The following is a 9,670-nucleotide window of genomic DNA, read 5'->3' on the forward strand; positions in this document are numbered from 1 at the left end:
AAAAAAAAAAGCACGCAAAAAAAAAGAAGAGGAAAAAAAAGAAAAAGAGACAAAACACCGAACACCGGGGACCGAACACCCCCCGGTTTCCCGGCCCCGGGCGCGTCAGGGGGCGCGCTGCCGATCCGCCGGCCGGCATGGGCCTGGCACCGGTCCACCGGGGCTGGTGCCGGTCCCCCCGGCCCACTGGCCTCCGGGGTCCGGCGACGGCCCACCGGGGCCTGGCACCGGTCCGCCGGTCGGGCCGGCCCCAGCACCCGAGCCGCCCACTGGCCGGAACCGGGCCGACTCAGCACACGTACGGCCCGCCGGCCGAAACCGGGCGGCACACGGGCGCCGTCGGCCGGAACCGGGCGGCACGCGGGCGCCGTCGGCCGGAACCGGGCCGGCACGCGGGCCGTCCGCCGGGCGAGGGCCGGTCAGCAGATGTGGCGTTCCCGTGCCGGGTCGTAGAGGTGGCTGTCGCGGAACTGCGAGGCCGCCAGCGTGCGGCCGACCAGGATCACCGCCGTCTTCGTGATCCCCGCCTCCTTCAGCTGCCCCGCGATGTCCTCCAGCGTGCCCCGCAGCACGATCTCGTCCGGGCGGCTGGCCATCGCCACGACCGCGGCCGGGCAGTCCGCCCCGTAGTGGGGGAGCAGCTCGGCGACGACCCGGTCGGCGTACCGGGCCGCCAGGTGAAGGACCAGGAGGGCGCCGCTGCGGCCCAGGGTCGCCAGGTCCTCGCCCTCCGGCATGGGCGTGGCCTGCTGGGCGATGCGGGTGAGGATGACCGTCTGGCCCACCGTCGGGACGGTGAGTTCCCGCTTGAGCGCGGCCGCCGCGGCGGCGAACGCGGGGACGCCCGGGACGACCTCGTACGGGATGTCCAGCGCGTCGAGCCGGCGCATCTGCTCGGCGACCGCGCTGAAGACGGACGGGTCGCCGGAGTGGAGCCGCGCCACGTCCTGCCCGCCCTCGTGGGCTCGGACGATCTCGGCGACGATCCGGTCCAGGTCCAGGTCCGCGGTGTCGACCAGGCGCGCGTCCGGCGGGCACTCGGCGAGCAGTTCGCGCGGGACCAGGGAGCCCGCGTACAGACACACCCCGCAGGTGGCGAGGGTGCGGGCGCCCCGCAGGGTGATGAGGTCGGCCGCGCCCGGGCCCGCGCCGATGAAGTAGACGGTCATGCTCCAGCTCCTGCCTTCGTTACGGACCACTGTGTGACCGGCATCGCCTGGCGCCAGCCGGTGAAGCCGCCCACCGGAACGGCCTGGGCGACGGCGAGCCGGACCAGCTCCCCGCCGTGCTCGCCGTACCACCGGGCGAGCAGCGCCTCGGACTCCAGCGTCACGGTGTTGGCGACCAGCCGTCCGCCCGCCGGCAGGGCGTCCCAGCAGGCGTCGAGCAGCCCCGGGGCGGTGAGGCCACCGCCGATGAAGACGGCGTCCGGGGTGGGCAGGCCGGGCAGGCCACCGGGTGCGGCGGCGGCCACGACTCGCAGCCCGGGGACGCCGAGGGCGGCGGCGTTGCGCTCGATCCGGGCGGCCCGCCCGGGGTCCCTCTCCACGGCGACGGCCCGGCAGGACCGGTCCGTACGCATCCACTCGATGCCGATCGAGCCGGAACCGCCGCCGATGTCCCACAGCAGTTCCCCCGGCGCGGGGGCGAGCGCGGCAAGCGTCGCCGCGCGGACGTACCGCTTGGTGAGCTGGCCGTCGTGCTCGTACGCGTCGTCCGGCAGCCCGGGTACGGCGCCGAGGCGCGGCGCGCCGGGGGAGCGGACGAGGTCGAGGGCGATCACGTTCAGGGGGTCGACCTGCTCGTGCGGCCAGGTGGCGGCCGTGCCGTCGACGATCCGCTCGCGGTCCGAGCCGAGCTGTTCCAGGACCCGCATCCGGGTCGGGCCGAAACCCTTCTCCCGCAGCAGCGCCGCGACCGCGCCGGGCGTCTCGGCGCCCTCGCTCAGGACGAGGAGCCGGCGGCCGTCGTGCAGGGAGGCGGCGAGCGTGGCGAGGGCGCGGCCGACCAGGGAGACGGTCTCCACGGCCTCCAGGGCCCAGCCGACGCGGGCGCAGGCGTACGACACGGAGGAGGGGTGCGGGAGGACCCGCAGGTCGGCGCGGCGCTCGGCGTCCAGCGTCTCGACGAGCGTGCGGCCGATCCCGTAGAACATCGGGTCGCCGCTGGCGAGCACCGCGATGCGCCGGCCCTTGTGATCGGCGAACAGTCCGGGGACGGCGGGCCGCAGCGGCGAAGGCCAGGCGATCCGCTCGCCGGGGCACTCGGCGGCGGGCAGCAGACCGAGCTGACGGGGGCCGCCGATCAGGACCTCTGCGGCGCCGAGGACGCGGCGGGAGCGCGCGGGAAGGCCGTCCCAGCCGTCCGCGCCGATCCCGACGACCGATATCGCAGCTGGAGGAACGGTACTCACGTCGGCGAACTCTACGGGAGCCCCCTCCCGCCCTTGCTCCTGGGCGTTCCGGCCCACGCGGCAGACGAGCCGGACGAAAGCCGGCGAACGCGCCGCCGCCACCGAGGCCGCCACCGAGGCCGCCGTCGGGGCCGGGAATGAGGCGGGGGGATGCGCGGTTGTGGGAGATAGTTTACGATTCAACCAACAGCCCCCGAGGCGAGAGGTGAGCACGATGCAGTTCGGGATCTTCACCGTCGGTGACGTGACGACCGACCCCACGACCGGCCGCACCCAGAGCGAGCACGAGCGGATCAAGAACACGGTCGCCATCGCGCTCAAGGCCGAGGAGGTCGGGCTCGACGTCTTCGCGACCGGCGAGCACCACAACCCGCCGTTCGTGCCGTCCTCCCCGACCACCCTCCTCGGGCACATCGCCGCGCGGACCGAGAACCTGATCCTCTCCACGTCCACGACGCTGATCACCACCAACGACCCGGTGAAGATCGCCGAGGACTACGCCACCCTCCAGCACCTCGCCGACGGGCGCGTCGACCTGATGATGGGCCGTGGCAACACCGGCCCGGTCTACCCGTGGTTCGGCCAGGACATCCGCCAGGGCATCCCGCTCGCCATCGAGAACTACGCGCTCCTGCACAGGCTGTGGAGGGAGGACGTCGTCGACTGGGAGGGCAGGTTCCGCAGCGCGCTCCAGGGCTTCACCTCCACGCCCCGCCCGCTCGACGGCGTGCCGCCGTTCGTCTGGCACGGCTCCATCCGCTCCCCCGAGATCGCCGAGCAGGCCGCGTACTACGGCGACGGATTCTTCGCCAACCACATCTTCTGGCCCAAGCAGCACACCGAGAAGATGGTCCGCCTCTACCGGCAGCGGTACGCGCACTACGGCCACGGCACCGCCGAGCAGGCGATCGTCGGCCTCGGCGGGCAGGTCTTCATGCGGAAGAACTCCCAGTACGCCGTACGGGAGTTCCGCCCGTACTTCGACAACGCGCCCGTCTACGGCCACGGCCCGTCCCTGGAGGAGTTCACCCGCGATACCCCGCTGACGGTCGGCTCGCCGCAGGAGGTCGTCGAACGCACCCTGTCCTTCCGGGAGTACGTCGGCGACTACCAGCGCCAGCTCTTCCTCGTCGACCACGCGGGCCTGCCTCTGAAGACCGTCCTGGAGCAGCTCGACATCCTCGGCGAGGAGGTCGTCCCGGTGCTGCGGAAGGAGTTCGCCAACCTGCGGCCGGCCGGTGTCCCCGAGACCGCCCCGCTCCACCCCGCCGTCACCCGGACCGCCACCCGGAACCAGGAGGCGTAAGTCATGCGGACCCTGAAGCTGGTCGCCGTGTCGGCCGGTCTGAGCAGCCCCTCCTCCACCCGGCTGCTCGCCGACCGCCTCGCCGGGGCGGCGAAGGCGCGGCTCACCGAGCAGGAGTACATCGTCGAGGTCCGCGTCGTCGAGCTACGGGACATCGCCGTCGACATCGCGAAGAACCTCGTCACGGGCTTCCCCTCGGGGCAGCTGCAGGAGGCGATCGACGCGGTGACCGGCGCCGACGGGGTGATCGCGGTGACCCCCGTCTTCACCGCCTCGTACAGCGGTCTGTTCAAGTCCTTCTTCGACCTGATCGACCCGGCCGGGCTGACCGGCACGCCCGTGCTGATCGCCGCGACCGGCGGCACGGCCCGGCACTCCCTCGTCCTCGACCACGCGCTGCGCCCGCTCTTCGCCTATCTGCGGGCGCTCGTCGTCCCGACGGCCGTCTACGCGGCCTCGGAGGACTGGGGTTCGGGCGGCGACCACACGCTTCCCGTCGGCTTCGCGGGGGACGGCCTGCCGTCCCGGATCGCCCGGGCGGGCCACGAACTCGCGGACCTGGTCGCGGCCAGGGGCCCGGCCGGCGACCCGGCCGACGACGAGGTCGTGCCCTTCGAGCGGCAGCTCGCCGACCTGCGCCTGGATTGATCCGCTTCTACGTTGGTGGCAGATGTGCCGTACGACGAGCGGAGACCGACATGGCCGGCAGGATCGTGGTGGGTGTGGACGGGTCGGAGCCGTCCCTGAAGGCGCTGAAGTGGGCGGCCGCCCAGGCCGCCCTCACCGGGGACTCCCTCCAGGCGGTGATCGGGTGGGAGTACCCGGCCTCCTGGGCGGGGGCGCCCGGGGTGCCGCCGGACTTCAACCCCGAGATGCTCGCCGAACAGTTCCTGGACGAGTCACTCGCCAAGGCGCTGGACCCGGCCGTAGCCGCCGACGTCGTCCGCACGGTCGTCGGCGGCAACGCGGCCCAGGCCCTGATCGACCAGGCCGAGGGCGCGTCCCTGCTGGTCGTCGGCGACCGCGGCCGCGCCGGCTTCAAGGCCGCGCTGCTGGGCTCCGTCTCCACCCGGGTGACCCAGCACGCCCCGTGTCCGGTGGTCGTGGTCCGGGGCGGTTGACCGGGTTGCCGTGCGACAGGGGCCCTGCGGGCGCATGATGCCCTCATGGACATCAAGCTGGAACTGATCGGCGTGCCCGTCACCGACATCGAGCGGGCCAAGGCCTTCTACGAGCAGGTGGGCTTCCGTCTCGACCACGACTTCCCCGTCAGCGACGACATCCGCTTCGTCCAGATGACCCCGCCCGGCTCGGCCTGTTCGATCGCCTTCGGCAAGGGCATCACGGAGATGAAGCCGGGCTCTCTCGACAACATGCAGGTCGTCGTCACGGACATCGAGGAGGCCCACGCCGACCTCAAGCGGCGCGGCATCGAGACCACCGAGATCGACGACCAGCCGTGGGGCTCGTTCGTGTACTTCGCCGACCCGGACGGCAACCGCTGGTCGGTCCAGCAGACCACCCCGCGAGGGCAGTGACTACTTGCGGTTGTAGAGCCGCATCGTGATCGCACCGAAGACGATCACGAAGAGCGCCGACCACCCGAGCGACCAGGCGATGTCGGCCGCCGGCCAGTTCCCGGCCATCAACTCCCGTACCGCCGTCGCCAGGTGCGTCACCGGGCTGTTGTTCACGAAGGCCTGCAGCCAGCCCGGCATCGTGCTCGGGTCGACGAACACGTTGGACAGGAAGGTCAGCGGGAAGATCACCATCATGCTGACGCCCATGACCGACTTCTCGCTGCGCAGCATCAGTCCGAACATCGTCCAGATCCACGAGAACGCGAACGAGAACACCAGCAGCAGCGCGACACCGAGCAGGACGCCGGCCACACCGCCGTCCGGGCGGTAGCCGATGATCATGCCGACCGTGAGCATGACCGCCGACGCGATCAGATAGCGGACGACGTCACCGAGCAGATAGCCGACCATCGGCGCAGGCCGCCAGATCGGCAGCGTGCGGAAGCGGTCGAAGACGCCCTTCTCGATGTCCGTGTTGACCGAGACACCCGTGTACATCGTGATCATCACGACGCTCATCACGAGGATGCCCGGCAGCAGGAACTGGATGTACGCCGAGACCGAACCGGCCAGCGCACCTCCGAAGAGGTACGTGTACATCAGCACCATCATGATCGGGAACGCCGTCACGTCGAACAGCTGCTCCGGCACGTGCTTGATCTTCAGCATGGCCCGCCAGCCGAAGGTCATCGAGGCGGAGAGCGCGCTGGGACGCGGTGGACGGGACCCGCCCACGAGCAGCGCCGCGAGTTCGTCCGCCTTCGGGGCGACGAAGTCGAGCGTGTCGGTCGTCCGCGCGTCCTTGCCGGTGGTGACGGTGGTCATGCCGTCGTTCCTTTCCTGTCCGTCAGTGCCAGGAACACCTCGTCGAGGCTGGGCTGGCCGAGCCCGAAGTTGTCGACCGTGATCCCGGCCCGCGACAGCTCCGCCAGCGCCCGGGCCGCCTGCTCGGCGGCGCCGAGGTCCGTGCCGTGGCCGTCGACGGTGGCGGTGAGGGCGACCGGGTCCGCGTCGAGCTGGACCGTGGCCTTCAGGGCGTCGCGCAGGACCCGCTCGGCCTCCGGGCGCTGCTCGGGGTCCCGGAGCCGTACGTGCACCGATCCCGAGCCGACGGAGGCCTTGAGCTCCCCCTTCGTACCCTCCGCGATCACCTTCCCGTGGTCGATGACGGCGATACGGGAGGCGAGCTGGTCCGCCTCGTCCAGGTACTGGGTGGTGAGCAGGACGGTGGTGCCCTGGGCGACGACCGCGCGGACGATGTCCCAGACCTGGTTGCGGCTGCGCGGATCGAGGCCGGTGGTCGGTTCGTCGAGGAAGAGCAGGTCGGGGGTGTTGAGGATGGACGCGGCGATGTCGATACGGCGCCGCATGCCGCCCGAGTAGTTCTTGATCTGCTTGTCGGCGGCCTCCGCCAGCCCGAACGCGGCGAGCAGCTGCGCCGAACGGTCCCGGGCGGCGGGCCGGCTGTGGCCGAGGAGCCTGCCGAGCAGGACGAGGTTCTCGGTGCCGGTGAGGTCCTCGTCGACGGAGGCGTACTGGCCGGTGAGGCTGACCCGGCCGCGCACGGTGTCGGCGTCCTCGACGACGTCGTTGCCGAAGACCCGGGCCCGGCCGCCGTCGGGGCGCAGCAGGGTCGCGAGCATCTTGACGGCGGTGGTCTTGCCCGCGCCGTTGGGGCCGAGGACGCCGTAGACGGTGCCGGCCGGGACGCGTAGGTCGATGCCGTCGACGGCACGGTTCGTGCCGAAGACCTTGACCAGGCCCTCGGTCTCGATGGCGAGGTCGGTCATGCGCGTGCCTCCAGGCTGCCGGATGCGGTCCGCTCCACCCAGTCTCCGACGGAGGCGGCCCGTATGCCAGAGAACGACCCGAACTCCCCCGTCCGGCGGAGAGGGCGGGGCGCGCAGGACGACGACCCGGCCCGCGCCGCGGCGGCACGCTGAGTACATGCCGAAGATCAACGCCCTGCCCGGCGTGCCCCGCTGGGCCGCCCTCGCCGCCCACGCCGTACCGTTGGTCGTCCTCCCCTCCGGGATCTGGCGGATCGCGCTCACCCTGGGGCTGCCCGTGGCCCGCGTCGACGACCCGGACCTCGCCCAGAACGTGTTCCAGATCGTGCTGACCGTCGTCGCCGAACTGCTCGCCTTCCTCACGCTCGGCCTGGTCCGCTCCTGGGGCGAGGTGCTGCCGCGCCGGCTGCCGTTCCTGGGCGGACGGCCCGTCCCGCCCCGCGCGGCCACCGCGGCCGCGCTGGGCGGGGCGTTCGGGCTCTTCGCCCTGACAGGCTGGTACACGTACGCGGCGTTCGCCGGGATCGGCGCGGACGCCGCGGGCACCCACACCGAGGGGCCGGTCCAGGAGGCCCTGTTCCTGGCCTGCTACCTGCCCCTGGCGGCCTGGGCGCCGCTGCTCGCCGCCGTCGCGGTCTCCTACGGGCGCCGTCGCGCCACGGCGCGCTCCACGGCCTTGACGTCCTCGTGCGTGTAGAGCCAGTAGAACGCGGCGATGACGGTTCCCGCGGCGACGATCAGGCCGAGGACGGTGGCCGAGAGCACGCTCGGGTTCGAGAGGCTGAAGAGGAAGCCGACGGCGCAGCCGGTGAGCACGCCCCAGGCAACGGCGTGCACTTCGCGCGGCAGGACGTGGCCCCATTGGCGCAGCGCGTACACGGCCCCCGCGAGCACGGCTCCGGAGACGATGCCGAGCACGGCCTCGCCCCAGTCGATGACACCCCCGCCGCGCACGATCGCCGCCGCCCAGAAGCCGTAGGCGAAACCCAGCGTGAGGGGCAGGACCAAGCCGTGTGTACTCAGATGCCTCCGGGCGGGCATCGCTGCGTGTGCGGCCATGGCAGGAGCTCCTTCACTCTCGCCCCCCCTGCACCCTCTAGGGCACACCCGGAGCCCCCGCCGCCGCAACCGGGCGGCCCGGTGGACAGGCCACGGGCGGAGGCCGCGGAGGCCGCGGAGGCCGGTCCGGGCCGGGTGGAATCAGCCCGCCGGCCGCACCGCGACCGCGTCGATCTCGAAGAGCATCCCGGGCAGCGCGAGCGCGGCGACGCCTTGAAGCGTCTGGGCGGGCAGCCGGTCGCCGAAGGCGCCGTGCAGCGCCCGGCCGAGGACCTCCAGCTTCGCGAGATCGTGATCGACGATGTACGAACCGAGGCGTACGACGTGCTCGAAGCCGAGCCCCACGCCCTCCAGCGCGCGCCGGAGGTTGGTGAAGGCCAGCTCGACCTGGGCGGCGAAGTCCCCGGGGACGGGGGCCCCGGTCGCGTCGGAGGCGTACTGGCCGCCGATGAAGACCAGCTCGCCGGGGGCGGAGACGGCGTGGCTGTAGCCGAAGGGGGACGGGTCGTGGAGCGTGGCCGGGTTGGTGATCGTGCGCTCGTCGGTGGTGGCGATGCCCGTGGTGGTGGCGGTGCTGGTCATCAGGTGTGCTTCCTTCCGGAGAGTACGGCCGCCGGGCAGGCGGCCAGGGTGAGCGCGGCTCCCTTGCCGCGCCGACGGGGCTCAATGACGGGGCTCAATCTGGATGTTCAGCATCCAGAATCACCTCCTCGAGAAGCCCTCCCGGGGAAGGGAGGGCGCGTCGATGCGGGCCGCCGACGGGCCCGTCAGGCGTTGGCGAACCAGTGACGGATGCGCTCCGGGGCCGCGGGCGCCTGAAGCTCCGCCCGCTGCCGTACGTCGTCCAGGGTGCGGGCCGCCAGCTCGCGCCGCCAGGCCAGCTCGGCCGCCCCCATCGCCCCCGCGATCGCGCACTCGGCCGAGTAGCTTCCGGCCGGTCCGGCGCCGGGTCCCTGCCGCCGGATCTCGGAGCAGCGGAACGCCTCCTCGGGGCCCTCGATCGCCGTGACGACGTCCATGAGCGTGATCCGGTCGAGCGGCCGGGCCAGCCGGAAGCCGCCCTTGGGGCCGGAGACGGAGCTGACGATCCCGGCCCGGGAGAGGGCCTGGAGCTGCTTGTTGAGGTAGGCGGAGGGCAGCTCGTGGTAGGCCGCGAGCCGCGCCGCCGTCACCGCCCGCTCCGGCCCGATCCAGGCCAGGTTGAGGCAGCTGTGCAGCGCCCACTCCACGCCCTCGTTCATCCTCATAATCTGGATATTAGATATCCAGAATGCTCGGGGCAAGTCCGACGCGCCGACTCCGCAGCCGCCCGTCCGCGATCCGCTCCGTGACCCGGTCCGCGATCCGGCGGTACTCGTCCACCGGAGAGTCGCCTCTCCCATCGCACCGGGAGCAAGGGACGTCATTGCACGAAGCGTTGGCGCCTGCCTAGTGCCGCATCAGGCAACGTTCGCCCCGTCGTGACGTGCCGCCCGGTCGCTGTTCCGGGCGGCACTGGACGGCCAGAATGATCACGTGGCTG

12 protein-coding genes are annotated in these 9,670 nt (G+C 72.3%); 5 read left to right on the forward strand and 7 right to left on the reverse strand.

Annotated features, from left to right (window positions below; translation table 11 throughout):
• Positions 1-419: 419 nt before the first annotated feature.
• Both cobM and cbiE read right to left on the reverse strand, forming a co-directional pair.
• The gene (gene cobM, locus ACFUJR_RS19270) at positions 420-1,169 is read right to left on the reverse strand and encodes a precorrin-4 C(11)-methyltransferase (protein WP_383172912.1); all 750 of its coding nucleotides are present in this window, start codon (positions 1,167-1,169) and stop codon (positions 420-422) included.
• Positions 1,166-2,413 (reverse strand): precorrin-6y C5,15-methyltransferase (decarboxylating) subunit CbiE, encoded by a 1,248-nt coding sequence (gene cbiE / locus ACFUJR_RS19275; protein ID WP_383172914.1) that lies wholly within the window; start codon positions 2,411-2,413, stop codon positions 1,166-1,168. Before cbiE ends, cobM begins: the two co-directional genes overlap by 4 nt.
• A 214-nt stretch (positions 2,414-2,627) precedes the next feature.
• Here cbiE and ACFUJR_RS19280 point away from each other — a divergent pair, with 214 nt between their 5' ends.
• From ACFUJR_RS19280 to ACFUJR_RS19295, 4 genes are read left to right on the forward strand one after another with little or no spacing between them, the layout of a single operon-like run.
• Complete coding sequence (locus ACFUJR_RS19280) at positions 2,628-3,719, forward strand: LLM class flavin-dependent oxidoreductase (RefSeq protein WP_383172915.1); 1,092 nt, start codon at positions 2,628-2,630, stop codon at positions 3,717-3,719.
• 3 nt (positions 3,720-3,722) lie between these two features.
• Complete coding sequence (locus ACFUJR_RS19285) at positions 3,723-4,367, forward strand: FMN reductase (RefSeq protein WP_383172916.1); 645 nt, start codon at positions 3,723-3,725, stop codon at positions 4,365-4,367.
• A 50-nt stretch (positions 4,368-4,417) separates the two neighbouring features.
• Complete coding sequence (locus ACFUJR_RS19290) at positions 4,418-4,840, forward strand: universal stress protein (RefSeq protein WP_383172918.1); 423 nt, start codon at positions 4,418-4,420, stop codon at positions 4,838-4,840.
• A 45-nt stretch (positions 4,841-4,885) separates the two neighbouring features.
• Positions 4,886-5,257 carry a VOC family protein gene (locus ACFUJR_RS19295; RefSeq protein WP_383172919.1) on the forward strand — a complete coding sequence of 124 codons (372 nt, stop codon included), beginning with the start codon at positions 4,886-4,888 and terminating at the stop codon, positions 5,255-5,257.
• Here ACFUJR_RS19295 and ACFUJR_RS19300 read toward each other — a convergent pair whose 3' ends face one another.
• A complete protein-coding gene (locus ACFUJR_RS19300; RefSeq protein ID WP_383172921.1) occupies positions 5,258-6,124 on the reverse strand; it encodes an ABC transporter permease in 867 nt (288 codons plus the stop codon).
• A complete protein-coding gene (locus tag ACFUJR_RS19305) occupies positions 6,121-7,089 on the reverse strand; it encodes an ATP-binding cassette domain-containing protein (RefSeq protein WP_383172923.1) in 969 nt (322 codons plus the stop codon). The genes ACFUJR_RS19300 and ACFUJR_RS19305 overlap by 4 nt, the downstream gene beginning before the upstream one ends.
• Positions 7,090-7,246: 157 nt before the next feature.
• Here ACFUJR_RS19305 and ACFUJR_RS19310 point away from each other — a divergent pair, with 157 nt between their 5' ends.
• Positions 7,247-7,786, forward strand: a complete 540-nt coding sequence (locus ACFUJR_RS19310; protein WP_383172925.1) for a hypothetical protein — start codon at positions 7,247-7,249, stop codon at positions 7,784-7,786.
• On the opposite strand, the gene ACFUJR_RS19315 is transcribed toward ACFUJR_RS19310, so the two are convergent.
• From ACFUJR_RS19315 to ACFUJR_RS19325, 3 genes are all read right to left on the reverse strand, one after another.
• Positions 7,729-8,148, reverse strand: a complete 420-nt coding sequence (locus tag ACFUJR_RS19315; RefSeq protein WP_383172927.1) for a hypothetical protein — start codon at positions 8,146-8,148, stop codon at positions 7,729-7,731. The genes ACFUJR_RS19310 and ACFUJR_RS19315 overlap by 58 nt on opposite strands.
• A 141-nt stretch (positions 8,149-8,289) precedes the next feature.
• Positions 8,290-8,730: a RidA family protein gene (locus ACFUJR_RS19320; RefSeq protein ID WP_383172929.1), complete on the reverse strand. Its 441-nt coding sequence runs from the start codon at positions 8,728-8,730 to the stop codon at positions 8,290-8,292.
• A gap of 185 nt (positions 8,731-8,915) precedes the next feature.
• Positions 8,916-9,389: an RrF2 family transcriptional regulator gene (locus ACFUJR_RS19325; protein ID WP_383172937.1), complete on the reverse strand. Its 474-nt coding sequence runs from the start codon at positions 9,387-9,389 to the stop codon at positions 8,916-8,918.
• Positions 9,390-9,670: the final 281 nt, after the last annotated feature.

Source organism: Streptomyces sp. NPDC057271, from assembly GCF_042668715.1.
Classification (GTDB): domain Bacteria; phylum Actinomycetota; class Actinomycetes; order Streptomycetales; family Streptomycetaceae; genus Streptomyces.

Excerpts from the sequence above, each read along its gene's own strand:
- cobM (WP_383172912.1), bottom strand. The coding sequence starts at position 1,169 with ATGACCGTCTACTTCATCGGCGCGGGCCCGGGCGCGGCCGACCTCATC.
- ACFUJR_RS19280 (WP_383172915.1), top strand. The coding sequence starts at position 2,628 with ATGCAGTTCGGGATCTTCACCGTCGGTGACGTGACGACCGACCCCACG.
- ACFUJR_RS19285 (WP_383172916.1), top strand. The coding sequence starts at position 3,723 with ATGCGGACCCTGAAGCTGGTCGCCGTGTCGGCCGGTCTGAGCAGCCCC.
- ACFUJR_RS19290 (WP_383172918.1), top strand. The coding sequence starts at position 4,418 with ATGGCCGGCAGGATCGTGGTGGGTGTGGACGGGTCGGAGCCGTCCCTG.
- ACFUJR_RS19295 (WP_383172919.1), top strand. The coding sequence starts at position 4,886 with ATGGACATCAAGCTGGAACTGATCGGCGTGCCCGTCACCGACATCGAG.
- ACFUJR_RS19300 (WP_383172921.1), bottom strand. The coding sequence starts at position 6,124 with ATGACCACCGTCACCACCGGCAAGGACGCGCGGACGACCGACACGCTC.
- ACFUJR_RS19305 (WP_383172923.1), bottom strand. The coding sequence starts at position 7,089 with ATGACCGACCTCGCCATCGAGACCGAGGGCCTGGTCAAGGTCTTCGGC.
- ACFUJR_RS19310 (WP_383172925.1), top strand. The coding sequence starts at position 7,247 with ATGCCGAAGATCAACGCCCTGCCCGGCGTGCCCCGCTGGGCCGCCCTC.
- ACFUJR_RS19315 (WP_383172927.1), bottom strand. The coding sequence starts at position 8,148 with ATGGCCGCACACGCAGCGATGCCCGCCCGGAGGCATCTGAGTACACAC.
- ACFUJR_RS19320 (WP_383172929.1), bottom strand. The coding sequence starts at position 8,730 with ATGACCAGCACCGCCACCACCACGGGCATCGCCACCACCGACGAGCGC.
- ACFUJR_RS19325 (WP_383172937.1), bottom strand. The coding sequence starts at position 9,389 with ATGAACGAGGGCGTGGAGTGGGCGCTGCACAGCTGCCTCAACCTGGCC.